The organism is Pseudoflavonifractor phocaeensis, from assembly GCF_021531375.1.
GTDB classification, from domain to species: Bacteria; Bacillota; Clostridia; order Oscillospirales; family Oscillospiraceae; genus Lawsonibacter; species Lawsonibacter phocaeensis_B.
Window position 1 is genome coordinate 78,766 of the sequence record NZ_JADYTU010000004.1, and the last position, 18,080, is coordinate 96,845.

The window sequence follows — 18,080 nt, forward strand, 5'->3', positions numbered from 1 at the left end:
ATCTACAGCTCCCGTTCTATTATTCAGACCGCGCAGATATGTATCATCGTGTAATGTTATGTAACATCATGTCTAAAGTATATATTATTGCTCAGCCTAAATCAACATCATTAAAAAATTTTGTTAATTTTTTTGATGTATTTTCCGTTCCTCTGAAAAACCGTTACAAATATTCATATATACACAATATAATCTTTAGTTACACCCAGGTTTTTGTAACTTTTTTCTGCTAATTCTTACAAATTATTGTTAGAAGTTCAAACCATGTCAGAGGCTTAATAGCTATTATTCAACATAGTACCGACTGATGATTTCTGCCCGGCACATTCTCTTTCAAAACGGTCTTTTCGCCACCGTCACCGTTTTAATGCCTCCGGTGATAAAATCCACCAGCATGGCGCAAGCATCCGGGGCATCATCATGAAGATTCTTTCCACTGATGGTGATCAGGGTCAGTTCCCGGACGAATTTCTCATACTCAGAGCTACGGTGCTTCCCATCTATGAAGTAGAATGTCTTGATATCCGGTGCATACTGGATGAACCGGCTCAATTTGCTCTGATTCGTTGGGGCCTTCTTATAGCTCATATTCACCTTCACCCCGTCCTGGCGGAGCTTTTCATCTACGATGCGCCATGCTCATCTTCGCCATTGTTGCTCTCCCACCGAACCATGTGGGGATGGTGCTGCTTCAAGGTTCCAAGCACCAGTGGACGTGTGGCAGTTTTATCCCCTGCATTGAAGACCACATCCTGGATGTACACGTCCTCCCCATAAATATAGGCCACCGGCATACTCAGACTGTCTCCCCCACCCCAGGCAGTATCGACTACTGCCATGATGCGGTCCGGTTCCCCATCCGGCAGCACACCGTTGTAGTATCGCAGCTCATCAGCTGGGAACAGCAGCCCTTCCCGAATTTAGGGATTCCCCATGTATTTTGCCATCCAGGTGGCGTCATCAATACTCTCCTTCATGTCCTGATAGTATTCCGTGTCGAAGCCCAGGTCATATTTATAGTCGAAATTATTCTCCCCTGCCTCGTTCAACGCCGGAATCACGGTGAAACGGTACCGGGGATTATCCCGATATTGCTCCTCGATGCGCCCCAGTGGATCCGCCACATTCCAGCGAGTACCGACCATGAGCTCCACGGCCCCCAACTTCTTACGGTCTTTCAACTGGTTCAGGTAGGCGTCGTACTTTTTTTGAAGATGGACCGGGTTAAGGCTCTCCTCCAGATCCTCGATCAAGTCATCACAGTATAGGACGCCATCGGTGCCCCATAGCAAAGGTCATAAAGAAAATACAGAGGGTGCATTTCCCCACGCGGGGGAAGACTCACACCCCAAAAGTCTAATTTCCCGTCGAATAGGTCCTGCAGGTCATCCACCAAGGGCTTTAGAACGCTACGGCGCGGCAAATAGAACCGCTTTTCCGGCGCCCGGTACCATTCCAGGGCAATGCAGTAATCATTTGATGCAAACCTGCAACACGGTGGCTCCAACGCGGGCACGCTAAAGACAGTTTCTTTTGAGCTGCTGGACCTGAGCATCCTTCACACCGGCACGAACACCATAACCGCGGAGTTGCACCAGGGCCGTCATAGCAGCTCCGACATCTGGTTCCATCTTACCGACTTGACCCTCTCCAACGAGGAAATGGTCTATCAGACCGATATCAGCCTGTCCATGGGTGCGGATGAGAGCCAGATGAACTTCACTTGGTAACGCAGTCCTGTGGGCCGCTGAGAACGGCATCACCAGAGGCACTACTGCCACCACCTTCAGCCCCAACAACGACTGCACCTGGGCGCAGATCGTTACATTCCTGTACCGCAGCATGGGCGGCGAATAAGAGCGCACAAAGAATCCCTTGTTGACAAGGGCGCACTTCTATACAGGGTAAACCCTGTATTGTGCGTCCTGCGGAGCGAACAGCCCGGACACCTGAATGTCCGGGCTGTTTTGCGTCACTTTGTTCCGTACAAGGGAGTGCCTCCCTTGCGCCATCGTCGTCGCAAAGTCCGTTCGTCTCCGTTTCCGCCTTGCGGCGAAAACTGCGCTCACTCCCTTGCTCCTCCTCTCCCCACCAAATCAGGTGATTTTGCGGGGACCCCTCATGGCTATCCCAGCGCACTTTGCGGCGGGAACAATCTGCTGACGCAGACAGTCCTCGCCGCAAAGTTTGAAAATCCCATGCTGTCAGCCAGTCCGTCTACTGAAAACGTAGGCGGTCTTTTTTTATCCCATCCACCCCATTAAAAGGAGGTCATGTACCATGCCCAAACAGAAAACCATCCCCGAACTGAAAGCCGAGATCGCCGCCAATGAGCGTCAGCTTGCCCAACTCCGGCACAAACAGCAGCAGCTTGAAAACCGTGCCGTCTACTACGAAAAAGGTGACCGCCGGAAACGGGCGCACAGGCTCATTACCCGTGGAGCTGCCATCGAGAGTGTGGCTCCGCTTGCAAAGGTGTTGAACGAAACCGAGTTCTATTCCCTCGTGGAAAAAGCCCTCGCCTTGCCGGAGGTCAAGGGCCTGCTCATGGAGGCCGTCAACGAACACAACCGTGCTGAATACGAAGGGAGGTCCTGACCATCGCATTATTCCATTTTCATGTGACACAAATCAAGCGCAGCGCCGGACAGTCTGCCGTGGCTGCTGCCGCCTATCGATCCGGCGAAAAGCTGCACAGCGAGTATTACGGCGAGGACAGCGACTACACCCGCAAGGGCGGCGTGATCTGTTCGGAAATCCTGCTGCCGCCCCACGCTCCAACAGAGTACGCAGACCGGGAAACCCTATGGAACGCCGTTGAAAAAGCCGAGCGCGGAAAGAACGCACAGCTTGCATACAGCTTTGATATTGCCTTGCAGAACGAGTTTTCTACGGAGGAGAACATCGAACTTGCAAGGCGATTATTATTGGAGCAGTTTGTGAGCCGGGGCATGGTGGTGGACTTCGCCGTTCACTCTCCCGACAAGGAGGAAGGCGGCATCCAGAACCCGCATTTTCATGTCATGTGTCCCATCCGGCCTATCCTGCCAAACGGAAAATGGGGCAACAAACAGCGGCGGGAATATGTGCTGGACGAGCATGGCAACCGCATCCGGGACGAGGCTGGCGACTATGTGTTCAATGCCGTCCCCACCACCGACTGGGGCAGCCCGGAAACGCTGGAAGCATGGCGGCAAACATGGGCTGAACTTTGCAACGCCAAGTTTGCCGAGAAAGGTTTGGATTGCCGTATCGACCACCGCAGCTTTGAGCGTCAAGGTGTGGAGCAAATACCCACCCAGCATGAGGGACCGACTGTCCGGGCCATGGAGGCCAAGGGCATTAGCACCGACAAGGGCGATCTCAACCGCTGGATCAGGAAAACCAACGATCTGAGCCGCAGTCTGAAAAAGAAAATCTCCGTTCTGCTTGACTGGCTGAAAGAAGCGCATGAGGAACTGAGCAAGCCGCAAGCTCCCAATCTGGCGCAGCTGCTCAGTGAGTATTACACCAACCGCAATGCAGGAGCATGGAGCCAGAAAGCGAAGATCGGAAATCTCAAAGAGTTTAATGAGATCGTCAATTATCTCATGCAGAACAAGTTGACAACGCCGGTGGAATTGCAGGAGCGTGTGGCTGCACTGAGTGAGCGCATCGATACTTTGAAAAACTCCATGCGCGGCAAATCTGACCGCGTGAAAGAGTTGGACGAGCTTCTCCGCATGGTGCAGTTTTATACCGAGAGCAAACCCGTTGCCGACAAGTTGGCAACTATCAAATGGAAAGGCAAGCGGGAGCAATTCATCTCAGAAAACAAAAACACACTCCGCCTGTATCACATGGCGGAGCGCAAGTTGAAGCCGTATTTCAAAAATGGAAAGCTCCCCATCACCGCATGGCGCAATGAGCGTGATCGTCTGGAACAGGAATACAAAACTGAACAGGCAGAACTTTCACCCATCTATGCGGAAGCGAAAAAGCTCTGGCAGATCAAATACAAGGTGGAGCAGGTCATCCATGAGCAGGAGCGCCAGAACGCCGCTGTGCGGCAGAAAAAGCCGGAAATCGAACACTAATTCTTACAGAAAATCAGGAGGTACTTATGGAACAGAAATCGAAATTTGAACATCAACTCGACCCGGAGGGATATTATTTCTCCGAGCCGGAGTCTCTGCCGTCTGAAAGAACCGAGCGCAGATTCTTTTGGGGTGAGGACGGACACATCCATGTGAAGAATCTCTCCGCTTTCTGGATTCCCGAACTGACCGTCACCGAGGTCATCCACGGCACCACCTACGTTGTCACAGGCAGCTATGAGGGGACGGAGAACTTTGTCCGCAAGCTGGAACGCATCACATCCAAAAAGTTTGCGGAAAAGCTGGAGGATTCAGAATGACAAACACCCAGAATCTTGGTACAATAAAGCCAACCAATCCTGTACTGACAGTTGCTCCACCAAAGGAGGATACAGAAATGTGCGGAGCAACAGATAAAATTACCGCCCTTTATTGCCGACTGTCTCAGGAGGATGACCGGGCTGGCGAGTCCCTTTCCATTGAAAATCAGAAGGCCATGCTTTTGCAGTATGCCAGGGAGCATCACTTCCCCAACCCAACCTTTTTCGTGGATGACGGTGTTAGCGGTGTGACCTACGACCGTCCCGGCTTTCAGGCCATGCTGGCCGAAATCGAGGCCGGGCGGGTGGCCGTGGCGATCACCAAGGACCTTTCCAGATTGGGCCGCAACTCCGCACTGACTGGGCTTTACACCAACTTCACCTTTCCGCAGAACGGCGTCCGTTTCATCGCCATCAACGATAACTACGACACCATCGACCCCAACCGGGTGGACAACGATTTTGCAGGTATCAAGAACTGGTTCAACGAGTTCTATGCCCGGGACACCAGCCGAAAGATCCGGGCTGTCCAGAAAGCAAAAGGTGAACGTGGCGTACCTCTTACCACCAATGTGCCCTATGGCTATGTAAAGGACCCGGAGAATCCCCACCGTTGGGTGGTTGACCCGGTGGCCGCTAATGTGGTGAAGCGCATCTTCAACCTGTGTATGGAGGGCAGGGGTCCCAAGCAGATTGCCAACCAACTGAAAGCGGACAAGGTGCTGACACCCAGCGCATACAGGGCCTTACAGGGAATCAAGACCCCGAACAAGAAACCGGAGGACCCCTACGGCTGGCACAGCAGTACCGTTGTGGCGATTCTGGAACGGCGGGAGTACACGGGCTGTACGGTGAACTTCAAGACCTATACCAACTCCATATGGGACAAAAAGCAGCGGGACAATCCCCTTGAGAAGCAAGCCATCTTCCCCAATACACATGAGGCCATCATTGAAGAAGCCGTGTTTGAGAAGGTACAGCAGGTTCGCCAGCAGCGGCACCGCAAGACCCGCACAGGCCGAAGCAGCATCTTTTCCGGGCTGGTGTACTGTGCAGACTGCGGCGAGAAGCTGTATTACGGAGCGACCAACAATTACCGACCGGAGGGCGCGTTCTTCGACTGTTCTCTCCATTGGAAGCACAAGGATAAGTGCGGCACTCATTACATCCGGGAAGCCGTACTCAGCCACCTGGTCCTGAAACACATCCAGGCTGTGACGGGCTACATTCTGCGGCATGAGGCACATTTCCGTACTGTGATGGAAGAACAGCTCCGGCTGGAAAGCAGTGAGCAGATCCGCGTCCGCAGGAAACGGCTGGAACGGAACGAAAACCGCATCGCCGAGCTGAAACGGCTGTTCATCCGGATTTACGAGGACAACGCCAGCGGACGGCTGAGTGATGAGCGCTTCGATATGCTGAGCCTGACCTATGAAACGGAGCAGAAGCAGTTGGAGGCCGAGTGTATCACCTTGCGGCAGAAAATTGAAGTACAGGAACGACAGAACGAAAACATTGAGAAGTTCATTCAGACGGCGCACAAGTATGTGGGCATCGACGAGCTGGACGGCTATGCTCTGCGGGAGCTGGTGTTCGCTATCTATGTGGATGCACCGGACAAATCCAGCGGAAAGCGTGTGCAGCACATCCACATCAAGTACGACGGGCTGGGCTTCATCCCGCTGAATGAGCTGATGAAAGAGGAAACGGCGTGACCGAAGTCACGCCGCACCCCTTGAAAACACAAGGTTTTCACCATTTTTTTGATTTTACTGTTTTACGACCACCCGGCTATAGCGGGACCGCTTTTTTATTATCCATTTATTCCGCCTTTTACATCAGCTTCACGGTATAGTATACCAACAGGGCAAACAACCAGGCCACCATGGCAAACATGAGGTAATAGGCGATGTTGGCTCCCAGGATCATGGCGGCCAGCAGGGCTACCAGACCCACAAGGCAGCTGACCAGGATCATGGGATAGGATGCTTTCTTAGACAGGAAGCGGACTTCCTCCCCATTGGTCCGGTGGATCACACCGTTATTTTTCTTCAGCCACAGGGTGGCCGCGGCCACCAGCAGGATCCCCACCAGGGTCAGCACCGTCTCCAGGCCCACTCTGCCGCCGTAGCGGACGAACCACAGGCCCAGCACAGACATTCCGCTGGCCGCGGCGCCCAGGAAAAATTCCCGCTGGTAGAGGTAATAGACCAGTGCCAGCCCAGCCCAAGCCGGGACCATCAGAAACAGCATCTGAACACCGGGCTTCTGGAACACCAGAATAATATGGGCGCAAGTGGCCAGCGCCCCGCAGACCAGGGCCAGGACTACACACAGTCCGTTCTTTCCGCCCTTCCGGAACCGGAATCCGGCCCAGACCAAAGCGGCCACGCCCAGGACGACCCCCGCGATCCGCAGGAGCTTCAACCCGTTCCAGATCAATTCGGCCGTGCCCACTTCTGAAATCTTAAAGGTGATATAATAACGATTGACGAGCAGCAGCAGGAATTCCAGGACGATGGCTCCTCCCACCCACATCAGTCCCCGGTTGAGGGCCTGATCTTCCTGGCGCCGGCGTGCTTCTCTCTGGTTTTTATCCATGTGCGTCATTCTCCTTGCTGCCGTTTTCTTTGGAGCTCCGGCAGAATTACCTTCCGATTCTGCGATCCGTATAGGATTACATTGTACCAGATTACAGATACTTTTGCAACACCCAAAACGTTGAATCCGGTTTCTTCCTCCGTCGGGCCGAACAGTTCCCATCTTTTCCCGTCCCGCTTTCTGAACACCGTTCCAAGACAAATCAAGGCCGGGGCCCAAAAGGGTCCCGGCCTGTTTCATATCTGTGCGCAAAAACGGATCAGGCGTTGCTGCCAAATTCGCTGAAGAACCGGTCGTGGACCGCCTGGACAGCCCGCTCGGCCTCCCGCTCGTCCACCAGGACGGACACTTTGATCTCGCTGGTGGAGATCATGTTGATGTTGATCCCAGCAGAGAACAGGGCTTCGAACATCTTACAGGCCACGCCGGCGTTATTGGCCATGCCGGCGCCCACGATGGAGATCTTGGCGATGCGGTCATTCAGCTCCACACGCTGGAAGCCGATGGCTTCCTTGTTCTCCTCCATGATCCGCTTGGCCTCTTCGGCGTCGCCCCGTGCCACGGTGAAGCTGATATCCTTGCTCTCATCACGGCCGATGGACTGCAGGATGATATCCACGTTGATATTGTACTTGGCCAGCAGAGAGAAAATCTTAAAGGCGATGCCGGGCTGGTCGGCCAGACCCACCAGGGCCAGGCGGGCCACATTTTTATCCTTGGCTACGCCGCTGACATGAGTTTTTTCCATGGTTTTGACAACCTCCTTGACTTTGGTACCGGGATTCCCACTGAAGCTGGAAAGGACCTCCATATTCACATTGTAACGCTTTGCCATTTCCACCGAACGGTTGTGGAGCACCTGGGCGCCCAGGCTGGCCAGCTCCAGCATCTCGTCAAAGGTGATCTCTTCCAGCTTGCGGGCACCCTTGACATAGCGGGGATCGGCGGTGTAGACGCCGTCCACGTCGGTATAGATCTGGCACAGGTCGGCGTGGAGGGCGGCGGCCAGCGCCACCGCGGAGGTGTCGGAACCGCCCCGGCCCAGGGTGGTGATGTCGTCATACTTATTGATGCCCTGGAAGCCGGCTACCAGCACGATCTTGTTCTTGTCCAGCTCCTTCTGAATGCGCTCGGTGCGGATGCGCTTGATCCGGGCGGAGCTGTAAGAGGAGTTGGTCAGCATCCCGGCCTGCCAGCCGGTGAGGGAGATGGCCTGGAAGCCCATGCTCTCGATGCACATGGCGCACAGAGAGATGGAGATCTGCTCGCCGGTGGACAGGAGCATATCCATTTCCCGCTTGGAGGCCCTGGGGTTGATCTCCTTGGCCTTCTCGATCAGGTCGTCGGTGGTATCGCCCTGGGCGGACAGCACCGCGACCACGCTGTTTCCCTTCTTATAGGTCTCGGTGATGATGCGGGCCACATTGCGCAGGCGGTCCGCGTCGGCGACGGAGGTGCCGCCGAATTTTTGTACGATGAGTGACATGTATGTGTTTCCCCCTAAAGGTCAAATCAAGTTCGGATTTGAAAGGGAGTCTTCTCCCCCTCCATCCTATGCCGCCTCCTCCCGGGAGGCAAACGGGTCAGTCCAGCACCCGGAACAGGGAGTCCACTTCCATTCCCTTCAGCTTATCCCGGACCTGAGGCTCGGTCATGGAGGCGGTCAGGAAGGCCACCTCGCCGGCGGGAGCGCCGCTGCGGGCCAGGGGCTGGATCTCGCCGCAGGCCAGACGGGCCTGATCCATGGGGACCTGGGCCCGGACATACCACCGGGAGGTGATGATGTCGGAGGAGACCACCAGTTCCTTGGAGCCGGGACCCCAACTGTTGCGGCGGTCCTTCTTCAGGTCCTTGGCAATGTCAATGACGTCGGCCACCACGGCGGAGGCGGTAGGCAGCTTGCCGGCCCCCCGGCCATAGAACATCACGTCGCCGATGGCGTTGCCGTTGACGGCAATGGCGTTGAACACGTCCTCCACTCCGGCCAGGGGATTGTCGGCGGGCACCAGATGGGGAGCGACAAACGCGCAGACCTTACCCTGGGGCTGACGGATGGCCCGGCCCAGCAGCTTGATCTTATAGCCTCTGGAATCGGCGTAGGCCACGTCCTCCAGGGTGACGCCGCGGATGCCCTCGGTTGGCACCTGGTCGGGGTAGACATGCTCCCCGAAGGCCAGGGCGGCCAGAATACAGATCTTCCGGCAGGCGTCGTGGCCGTCCACGTCGGCGGTGGGGTCCTTCTCGGCGTAGCCGTTGTCCTGGGCCTCCTTCAGAGCCTGCTCAAAGGTGAGGCCGGCCCGGATCATCCGGGTCAGGATATAGTTGGTGGTGCCGTTGAGGATGCCGGTGACCTGGTTGAGCTCGTTGGCCGCCAGGCAGGAGGTCAGGGGCCGCAGAATGGGGATACCGCCGCCCACACTGGCCTCGAACAGGTAGCTGACGCCGTGCTCATGGGCCAGTTGGAGCAGGTCATAGCCGTGGGTGGCCACCAGTTCCTTGTTGGAGGTAACGACACTCTTGCCCGCCTTCAGGGCCCGGGTGGTGAAATCCAGGGCGATCTTGGCGCCGCCGATGGTCTCAACCACAATGTCCACCTCGGGATCATTCTCAATCACAGCAAAGTCCTTGACAAAGCGCTCCTGATAGGGGCTGTCAGGGAAATCCCGCACGTCCAGAATATACTTCAGACGGACCAGGTCATCCACCCGCTGGTCGATGAGGCCGCCGTTCTTGGTCAGCACCTCGGCCACGCCGGAACCCACGGTGCCAAATCCCAAAATTGCTACGTTTACCATGTTATTTCTCCTCTCGCTTCAAATAAAAGACAAAAGGTATGAGGGGCGGGGGAGTCCGCTCCCCATCCGTTCTCTCATATCTCTGATCACCCGGCCAGGATTTCGCATTTAAGGACGCCGGAAGTGACTGTCACATCCCGGAGCACTTCCTCCAGAGAACCCCGCAGAGCCGAGGTTTCCGCCGTCATGGTGACCACCGCGCAGCCGTTTACTGGGATGCTCTGGTTGATGGTCAGGATATTGACCCCCGTTCCCGCGAATACATTGAGGGTGGAGGACAGGATCCCCGGCTCATCCTTCAGCAGAATTTGGAAGGTGACGATCCTTCCATGGAGCATATCGTTGAAAGGACGCACCGAGTCCTTATATTTATAAAAGGCACTGCGGCTGATCCCAACCGCCCTGGCCGCGCTGTTCACGGTAGTCTCTTCTCCCGTCTCCAGCAGACGCTTGGCCTCCGCCACCTTCCGAAAAATCTCCGGCATGGCCTCCGCCTCTACAATAAAGTATTTTGCCGGTGCGCTCACGGCAACTCCTCCTCTCCACATGGCTGCGTGTCCATGTTGTACGGGCATTTGTTCTTGCGATGTGGCCTATTTTAGCACAATTTCCCGCTGGTTGCAACGGAAATCCTTTTAGCAGAATGTCGGAATTTGTCTGTCTCCACCGGCATCCCGCCGTCATTTTACACAGTTTTCTCCTTTTGTGCCCTGTAATGGCGACAAAACAGCGCCGCGGCGCATAGCCGCGGCGCTGAATACGATGGGCTGCTCTACCAGATATCCTGGGAGCCGGGCGCCTCTTCTCCCGTTCCCGTACCGGCGCTCCCGGAGCCATTTCCTGAGCCGTCCGGCACGGACTGGTCTCCATGGTCCGGATCCTCCGGATCGGTGGGATGGCCGGAGGAGTCGGGGCCACCGGGCTCCACTGTCGGAGGCGGCTCCACGACGGACTCTGTATGAATGGTACAAGGGCCGTAGCTCTCCACCACACTCTTTCGGTACAGCTCGTCCTGGGCCACGGCGGTGCCGATCCGCTCCCGCACATAGTCGGGCAGGCACATCTCCTTCTGGCTCTCCTCCGGGCAGTAGGGACCGGCAATGTGGTACATGCCGGTCTCGCTGCCGTCCTCCTTGAGGATGGGGCAGTCCAGGCACACCTTGACCACGCTCTGGGCGGTGTGGATGGTGCAGACCTCGCCGGAGGCGTCGCCCTGGAACACGCTGTCGCTGCTCACCCTACTGCCGCGGGGGTCCAGGGCGCAGTATTCCGTGGCCCGCAGTCCGCTGTCCAGACAGTACTGCACGCTGCTCAGTCCGCTGGAGACGGGGAACTTCTTGTTCTCCAGCCCCGCATGGACCTCCTCCATCACCTTTTCCCACAGGTTCAGGGCCGGGTTGCCGCTGGTCCTCATCTTGGCGTTGACAGGATAGCCCGTCCAGACGGCGGCGGTGTAGTAGGGGGTATAGCCCACGAACCAGCGGTCATAGTTCTCGCTGGTTGTACCGGTCTTACCGGCGGCGGTCATACCGCTCAGGCCGTGGCCGGCGGCAGTACCGCTGGTGACCACGTTGGTCAGCATGGAGTTCATATAATAGGCGGTGGTGTCCTTGATGACGGGCTCCTTGACGCTCTCGTTCTCCAGGATCACATTGCCGTTGCTGTCCAGCACCTTGGTATAGGTGCGGGAATAGGTGTAGACGCCGTTGTTGGGGAAGGTGGCGTAGGCCTCGGCCATGTCCCGGGTGCAGACGCCGTCTGTAAGGCCGCCCATGGCCAGAGGCGCCACGTCGATATCGCTCTTGACCTGGTTGCCCACCTGTCTGGCTTCCACCAGATCAATTTTGTATTTGTCCTGGACAAAGTTGAAGCTGGCCTGGGGAGTCACCTTGTCGGCCAGGATGCGGACGGCGATGGTGTTCACCGAGTGGGTCAGACCCTGGCGGACGGTGGTCAGGCCCTTGTACCGGGCAGCGCCCGAGTTGATGGGCCAGCCGGTGCCGTTGCTGTCGTTATAGGGGTAGTCGTCGATGATGGTAATGGGAGAGATCAGCCCCATCTCCAGGGCAGGGGAGTAGACCGACAGGGGCTTGAGGGAAGAACCCGGCTGCCGCTTGGCGGTATTGGCGTAGTTGGTCCACAGGTTGCCCGTTTTCTCCCCGAACTGGCCCGCGATGGCCACCACGTCGCCGGTTGCGTTGTCGATAATCGTGATGGAGGACTGCATCAGCTGTCCGTCGCTGGAGGTATAGTTCAGGTTCTCCCGGTTGGTGTAGATCTTCTCCACAATGGCTTGGATATCCGGGTCCAGACAGGTGTAGATTCGCAGGCCGCCGCTGCGAAGCAGCTGGCTCACGCGGCTGTCGGACAGCTGATACTTCTCCTGAAGGTCCCTGGTCACATCGGAGATGACAGTCTCCTCATACCAGGAGTAGATCTCCTGGGTGGCCGCCTCATTCTCGCCCCGGTCAAAGACCAACTCCTCGGCCACGGCGGCGTCATGCTCCTCCTGGGAGATCATCCCCAGTTCCAGCATCTTGGCCAGTACGTTCTCCTGCCGCCACTTGTTCCACTGCTTGGCGGTCCACAGCTCGCCGGTTTCCTTTGTGGGCACCCGGGCGGGGGAATAGGGGCCATACTTGGAGGGGTTGTTGGTGATGGCGATGAGGCTGGCACACTCGGCAAGAGACAGCTCGGACACAGACTTGCCGAAGTATTCATAGGCGGCGGAGCCCACCCCCTCGCAGCCGCTGCCCAGCGGGATGACGTTGAGGTACCAGGTGATGGTGTCCTCCTTGGAGTTGTTCTGGGTGAACCGGAGGGCGCGGACGATCTCGATGACCTTGCGCTTCACGGTGGTCTCGTTGTAATCGGTCAGGTTCTTGATGAGCTGCTGGGTGATGGTGGAACCGCCTGAGATCTCGCCGCCGGTGAACATGGACAGTACCGCACGGCCCGTCCGCCGCCAGTCCACGCCGGGGTGGGTCCAGAACCGCTGGTCCTCAATGGCCACCGCGGCGTTGATCAGATCCTTGGGGATCTCGTCATAGTCCACCCAGATGGAGCTGGTGGTGTTCAGCAGGGTGACCAGCTCTTTGTCCTGCCCGGTGGTCTTGTCCGTGTAGTACATGACGCTGTTCTCGCCCAGCTCAAAGTCGTCCAGGCTCAGGTCCGCGATGGGAACGATGACTGTTTTGATGTACACCGCCGCAAAGCAGCAGAGAATCGCCCCGGTACACAGGCCGATGAGCAGCAGGGTGCCCAGCACCTTGAAAATACTGCCGGCCACGCCGCCCCGTCTGCGCTTTTTCCGGGAGCGGCCGGAGCGCTCCGACCTCCGGGGCGCCTGACGCCGGGAAGGGTATTCGCTGTTTTCGTACAGAGAGTTGTGATTATTTTGGTCTGACACGTTGTTACCTCCAGTCAAAAGCAGCCCTTCGGCTGACTTTCGACGGTCTCGATTTTCCGTCTCACGGGCGCGGTCCGCCAGCTTCTTCCGCTGGCCACCCCACCGGGCCACTCCCCTTCCCTCCGCCGGCCGCCTCTTCTCCGTGAAAAAATAAAAGGACCGAAATCGGGCCGGATCATGGCTATACTATGGCTATTATATCAGATTCTTTCCATTTGTCCACCACAAAGCTGAACCCATCCTCTGGGCGGTGAAAATTTACAGTTTGTTCCCCTTGCATTTTTCCCGCATGCAGGGTAAAATAGACTCACAAAAAGCTTGGAGGTATTTCCAACATGAGCGAAGAGTTCGGCCCCGATTTTATCTCCGTCACCGATGAGGACGGCAACGAGTTTGAGTTGGAACTGGTGGACACCCTGGAGCACAACGGGATCACCTATTACGCCATGTTCCCCGCCGTGGCTGAGAACGAGGAGACCGGCGAGCCGGTGGATGTAGACGCCGACGACGAGGAATACGGCCTGGTCATTATGAAGGTCATCGAGGAGAACGGCGAGGAGCTCCTCTCCACTCCCGATACCGATGAGGAGCTGGACGAGATTTACAACCTCTTTATGGAACGTTTTTTTGAAGACGAGGAGGAATGATTCCTTCGCCTTCTCTCCTGCTCGGTGCGTGATGGGTTCTTTTAAACCCACATCTTTTAAACGGGACGCCCCCTCACGGCGTGGCCTGCAGGCCTCCCGGCCCCCTTTGAGGTCGGCTGGAAGTTGGAAGCAGAAAAGCGCCGTGGAGGCAACCCACCTGCCATTACGTGCAGGTTTTAAACGGGCCCACACGGCCAGAGCGGGGTTATATAGTCGAAGGACCGGAAGAGAATTCGTTCCTTTCCGGCGGCAGGTCAAATCTGCCGTCACGCAAAGCACGGTTCTTTGACTATGCAGGCTGAGCAAGGGCGGCTTTGCGGCCTCCTGCGGTGCAACACACCGCAGGCTTCAAAATTTTTCGTTTTGAAGTTGCTTGACCATAGAAAAAACACTGGAACTGGACCGCGGCTGGAAACAGCCGCGGTCTTTTTTTCTCCGGGTTTCATGAACAATCTGTAAAACACGGTTTTTCTTCTCTTCTCGCCCCTTGCAAGGCGGGCAAGTTTTTAGTATAATACCCAAGTACGGCTGTTTTCCCGCATCTCCTGATGCGCGGCGGCCTGCGGCGGACCGTTTCCATTGGAACGGCCACGCCGGACCCAGGCTCCGCCGGGGCAGAGCCTGTTGATCAACATGAGAGGACTGAACAAACTGTGAGTGCATCCAGAGAAAAGAAGACCCGTCAGGACGTGGCCGATCAGGCTCCCTCTGCCCGGGAACAGAAAAGACAGCAAGAGGCCGCCGAGGCCCGCCGCAGCACCATTTTGTACCGGGTGATCGGCGTTCTCTGCGTGGTGCTGGTCGCCTTCCTGCTGGTTTGGAACGCCGGTCTGATCCAGCGCAGCGCTACCGCCGTCACCATCCACGGCGTCAAGTATACCGCCGCCGACGTGCAGTATTACTATAACAACCTGGTCAACCAGTACACCCAGTACGGCATGAGCAGCGTCTCCATGAAGGATTATCTGCTGACCCCTGCCGTGGAGGCTCTGAAGTCCGACCTGTCTCTGGCCGACAAGGCTGAGGCTGAGGGCTACACCATGTCCGAGGAGGCCCGCTCCTACCTGGACAGCCAGATCTCCCTTCTGGATGCCATGGATGACCAGAAGGGTTTCATCCAGACCAATTACGGCCCCTACATGACCTATGAGAAGCTGGTGACCCTGCTGGAGCGCCAGACTCTGGCCAGCGATTACGCCAACAGCTATCTCGACGCCCTGGACTACAGTGCCGCCGATCTCCAGAGCTATTATCAGGAGAACAAGGACTCCCTGGACACCTTTACCCTGTCCCAGTTCGTGCTTCAGGCCAAGGTCGGCACTTCCGACACGGAGATGAGCGAGGAGGAGAAGACCGCCGCGCTGGAGGAGGCCAAGGCCCAGACCAAGGCGGTGGCCGAGGAGATCCAGAGCAAGCTTGAGGCCGGCGAGGACCCCGCCGCTCTGGCCGAGGAGTACGCCGACCAGCTGTATTCCAGCCAGATTTCTGACAACCAGGTAGGTTCCAGTGTCAACAGCGCCTATACCGAGTGGATCTATGACGGCGCCCGCCGCGAAAACGACGTAACTCTGAGCGAGTACGACTCCGGCACCGCTTATAACTACTATGTGGTCCGCTTTGAGGGCCGCGCTCTGGACGAGACTCCCACCAACAATGTCCGCCACATCCTGATTACCCCCGAAAAGGATGAGGGCGCCACCGAGGCCACCGAGGAGCAGATCGCCGCCGCCAAGGCCCAGGCCGAGGAGCTGCTGGCCCAGTGGAAGGCCGGCGCGGCTACCGAGGACTCCTTCGCCGCCCTGGCCCAGGAGAACAGCGCCGACAGCGGCTCCGCCGCTGACGGCGGTCTGATCTCCAACATCACCCCCGACTCCAACTATGTGCAGTCCTTCCGTGACTGGGCCGTTGACCCCGCCCGTCAGGTGGGCGACACCGGTCTGGTGGAGAGCAGCTACGGCTGGCACATCATGTATTACGCCGGCTCCGGCGACCCCGTTTGGAAGTCGACCGCCAAGACCAGCCTCCGCAACCAGGACTACAGCGCCTGGCTGGAAGCCGCCGAGGCTGGTTACGAGGCCACCACCAGCATCGGTATGAAGTTCGTCCAGGGCTGATCCCCGCGACCAACATGACAAAAGGTCCCCGTTCCTTTCGGAACGGGGACCTTTTTCGACTGCTCAGAGATTCTGCTCCTTCGCCAAGGCGACCAGGGCGCTGGCCCCGATGCGGTCGGCGCCCGCCTCCAGCAAGGCTCTGGCCTGCTCAAAGGTGCGGATGCCGCCCGCAGCCTTGATCCGCAGATCGGGGCTGATGTGCTCCCGGAACAGCTTCACGTCCTCCACCGTGGCTCCGCCGGCGGAAAAACCGGTGGAGGTCTTGATAAAGTCCGCCCCGGACATGGAGACCACCCGGCAGGCGGCGATCTTCTCCTCCTGGGTCAGCTGACAGGCTTCCACGATGACCTTCAGGATCCGGCCGCCGCAGGACTCCTTCACCGCCTTGATCTCCTGGAGAACGCCCTCCCAGTCGCCGGCCTTGGCCATACCCAGATTGATGACCATATCGATCTCGTCCGCGCCGTTTCGAACGGCGTCCTCCGTCTCGAACACCTTGACCTCCGGCGTGGAGTAGCCGTTGGGGAAGCCGATCACAGTGCAGATCTTCAGGCTGTTTCCCAGATAGTCCGCCGCCTTCTTTACATAGCGGGGCGGGATACACACAGAAGCAGTGGAAAACGCTTTCCCCTCCTCACAGACCGCCTTGACCTGTTCCCAGGTGGCAGTGGGGGTCAGCAAAGTATGGTCTACCCGGTTTAAAATTTCCTTTTCCTTCATCCGTTCCAAACTCTCCTTATATATCATTCCGGGATGCCGGAATCGAAATAATTTCGTCTCATTTTACTCCCGCCTCCCCTGCTTTGTCCAGCCCCAATCCATCGGCAGAAAAAACTTTTTGCGTAAGGCAGTCAAGCCAGGCCAAACAGACAAAAAATGCGCGCGGAACTTCTCCGCGCGCATGTTCAGCTTATTTCGTTTAGCCTGTTACAGGTTGGCCTTCAGTTGATCCACCCGGTCAGTTTTCTCCCAGGTCAGGTCCAGGTCGTCCCGGCCGAAGTGGCCATAGGCGGCCAGCTGGCGGTAGATGGGGCGGCGCAGGTCCAGGTCCCGGATGATGGCGGCGGGGCGCAGATCAAAGGTCTTCTCCACCGCCTCCTCCAGTTTTCCGTCAGGCACAGTTCCGGTACCAAAGGTATCCACCCGCACGGAAACAGGCTGGGCCACGCCGATGGCGTAGGCCAGCTGGACCTGGCAGCGCTTGGCCAGACCGGCGGCTACAACATTTTTGGCAACCCAGCGGGCGGCATAGGCAGCGGAACGGTCCACCTTGGTGGGGTCCTTGCCGGAGAAGGCGCCGCCGCCGTGGGGAGCGCTGCCGCCATATGTGTCCACAATGATCTTGCGGCCGGTGAGGCCGGAATCGCCCTGGGGCCCGCCCACCACAAAGCGGCCGGTGGGGTTGACATAGATCTTGGTGTCTCCGTCCAGCAGCTCCGCCGGCAGGATGGGCTTGATGACCAGGTCGATCATATCCTTCCGGATCTGGTCCAGCTCCGCCTCGGGGCCATGCTGGGTGGACACCACCACCGCGTCAATACGCTTGGGGGTATTGTCCTCGTTGTACTCGATGGTCACCTGGGTCTTGCCGTCGGGCCGCAGATAGTCCACCTTGCCCTCCTTGCGGACCCGGGTCAGCTGCAAAGCCAGCTTGTGGGCCAGGGAGATGGGCAGAGGCATCAGCTCCGGCGTCTCATCACAGGCGTAGCCGAACATCATGCCCTGGTCGCCGGCACCGTTGTCCAGCCCGTCGTCCTGCGCGCCCTCCTTTGCCTCCAGGCACTTGTCCACGCCCAGGGCAATGTCGGGAGACTGTTCGTCGATGGAGGTAATGACGGCGCAGGTGTCGCAGTCAAAGCCGAACTTGGCCCGGTCATAGCCGATGTCCCGGACCACATCCCGGGCGATCTTGGGGATATCCACATAGCAGGAGGTGGTGATCTCACCCATCACATGGACCAGACCGGTGGTGACGGTGGTCTCACAGGCCACCCGGGCCTGGGGGTCCCGGGCGATGATGGCGTCCAGCACCGCGTCGGAGATCTGGTCGCAGATCTTGTCGGGATGCCCCTCGGTGACGGATTCAGAAGTAAAAAGTCGTTTTGCCATAGTCGTTCC

Annotated in this window: 17 protein-coding genes and 1 other RNA gene; 9 read left to right on the forward strand and 9 right to left on the reverse strand. The window is 57.5% G+C overall.

Annotation, left to right across the window (positions count from 1 at the left end; genetic code table 11):
* Positions 1–333: 333 nt before the first annotated feature.
* Positions 334–588 (reverse strand): hypothetical protein, encoded by a 255-nt coding sequence (locus tag I6E39_RS03065; RefSeq protein ID WP_235379932.1) that lies wholly within the window; start codon positions 586–588, stop codon positions 334–336.
* 332 nt (positions 589–920) lie between these two features.
* The gene (locus I6E39_RS03070) at positions 921–1,253 is read right to left on the reverse strand and encodes a hypothetical protein (protein ID WP_235379934.1); all 333 of its coding nucleotides are present in this window, start codon (positions 1,251–1,253) and stop codon (positions 921–923) included.
* A gap of 336 nt (positions 1,254–1,589) precedes the next feature.
* Here I6E39_RS03070 and I6E39_RS03075 point away from each other — a divergent pair, with 336 nt between their 5' ends.
* The 6 genes from I6E39_RS03075 (at position 1,590) to I6E39_RS03095 (ending at position 6,111) form a co-directional block, all read left to right on the forward strand.
* The gene (locus I6E39_RS03075) at positions 1,590–1,730 is read left to right on the forward strand and encodes a hypothetical protein (protein WP_235379935.1); all 141 of its coding nucleotides are present in this window, start codon (positions 1,590–1,592) and stop codon (positions 1,728–1,730) included.
* 7 nt (positions 1,731–1,737) lie between these two features.
* Positions 1,738–1,857: an S-layer homology domain-containing protein gene (locus I6E39_RS11190; RefSeq protein WP_420908174.1), complete on the forward strand. Its 120-nt coding sequence runs from the start codon at positions 1,738–1,740 to the stop codon at positions 1,855–1,857.
* A gap of 423 nt (positions 1,858–2,280) precedes the next feature.
* The gene (locus tag I6E39_RS03080) at positions 2,281–2,598 is read left to right on the forward strand and encodes a DUF3847 domain-containing protein (RefSeq protein ID WP_235379937.1); all 318 of its coding nucleotides are present in this window, start codon (positions 2,281–2,283) and stop codon (positions 2,596–2,598) included.
* A 2-nt stretch (positions 2,599–2,600) separates the two neighbouring features.
* Positions 2,601–4,076 carry a MobQ family relaxase gene (mobQ, locus tag I6E39_RS03085; protein ID WP_235379979.1) on the forward strand — a complete coding sequence of 492 codons (1,476 nt, stop codon included), beginning with the start codon at positions 2,601–2,603 and terminating at the stop codon, positions 4,074–4,076.
* Between the two features lie 26 nt (positions 4,077–4,102).
* Complete coding sequence (locus I6E39_RS03090) at positions 4,103–4,396, forward strand: hypothetical protein (protein ID WP_235379939.1); 294 nt, start codon at positions 4,103–4,105, stop codon at positions 4,394–4,396.
* Between the two features lie 77 nt (positions 4,397–4,473).
* Positions 4,474–6,111: a recombinase family protein gene (locus I6E39_RS03095; RefSeq protein WP_235379941.1), complete on the forward strand. Its 1,638-nt coding sequence runs from the start codon at positions 4,474–4,476 to the stop codon at positions 6,109–6,111.
* 118 nt (positions 6,112–6,229) lie between these two features.
* Here I6E39_RS03095 and I6E39_RS03100 read toward each other — a convergent pair whose 3' ends face one another.
* The 5 genes from I6E39_RS03100 to I6E39_RS03120 form a co-directional block, all read right to left on the reverse strand.
* Positions 6,230–6,997: a hypothetical protein gene (locus I6E39_RS03100; protein ID WP_235379943.1), complete on the reverse strand. Its 768-nt coding sequence runs from the start codon at positions 6,995–6,997 to the stop codon at positions 6,230–6,232.
* A gap of 259 nt (positions 6,998–7,256) precedes the next feature.
* Entirely contained in the window at positions 7,257–8,483 is a 1,227-nt protein-coding gene (locus I6E39_RS03105) for an aspartate kinase (protein ID WP_235379944.1), read from the reverse strand.
* A 97-nt stretch (positions 8,484–8,580) separates the two neighbouring features.
* Entirely contained in the window at positions 8,581–9,792 is a 1,212-nt protein-coding gene (locus tag I6E39_RS03110) for a homoserine dehydrogenase (RefSeq protein WP_235379946.1), read from the reverse strand.
* A gap of 86 nt (positions 9,793–9,878) precedes the next feature.
* Positions 9,879–10,319, reverse strand: coding sequence for an ACT domain-containing protein (locus I6E39_RS03115; RefSeq protein WP_235379948.1), 441 nt, complete (start codon positions 10,317–10,319; stop codon positions 9,879–9,881).
* 245 nt (positions 10,320–10,564) lie between these two features.
* Positions 10,565–13,201: a transglycosylase domain-containing protein gene (locus I6E39_RS03120; protein ID WP_235379951.1), complete on the reverse strand. Its 2,637-nt coding sequence runs from the start codon at positions 13,199–13,201 to the stop codon at positions 10,565–10,567.
* A gap of 335 nt (positions 13,202–13,536) precedes the next feature.
* Here I6E39_RS03120 and I6E39_RS03125 point away from each other — a divergent pair, with 335 nt between their 5' ends.
* The 3 genes from I6E39_RS03125 to I6E39_RS11120 all read left to right on the forward strand — a co-directional run bounded on the left by I6E39_RS03125 (position 13,537) and on the right by I6E39_RS11120 (position 15,962).
* Positions 13,537–13,848 (forward strand): DUF1292 domain-containing protein, encoded by a 312-nt coding sequence (locus I6E39_RS03125; RefSeq protein ID WP_235379953.1) that lies wholly within the window; start codon positions 13,537–13,539, stop codon positions 13,846–13,848.
* Between the two features lie 11 nt (positions 13,849–13,859).
* Positions 13,860–14,058: non-coding RNA, 6S RNA (ssrS, locus tag I6E39_RS03130), on the forward strand.
* A gap of 443 nt (positions 14,059–14,501) precedes the next feature.
* Positions 14,502–15,962 carry a peptidylprolyl isomerase gene (locus I6E39_RS11120; protein WP_235379954.1) on the forward strand — a complete coding sequence of 487 codons (1,461 nt, stop codon included), beginning with the start codon at positions 14,502–14,504 and terminating at the stop codon, positions 15,960–15,962.
* Positions 15,963–16,025: 63 nt separating this feature from the next.
* Here I6E39_RS11120 and deoC read toward each other — a convergent pair whose 3' ends face one another.
* Positions 16,026–16,682 carry a deoxyribose-phosphate aldolase gene (gene deoC, locus I6E39_RS03140; protein WP_235379955.1) on the reverse strand — a complete coding sequence of 219 codons (657 nt, stop codon included), beginning with the start codon at positions 16,680–16,682 and terminating at the stop codon, positions 16,026–16,028.
* 207 nt (positions 16,683–16,889) lie between these two features.
* The gene (metK, locus tag I6E39_RS03145) at positions 16,890–18,071 is read right to left on the reverse strand and encodes a methionine adenosyltransferase (protein WP_235379956.1); all 1,182 of its coding nucleotides are present in this window, start codon (positions 18,069–18,071) and stop codon (positions 16,890–16,892) included.
* Positions 18,072–18,080: the final 9 nt, after the last annotated feature.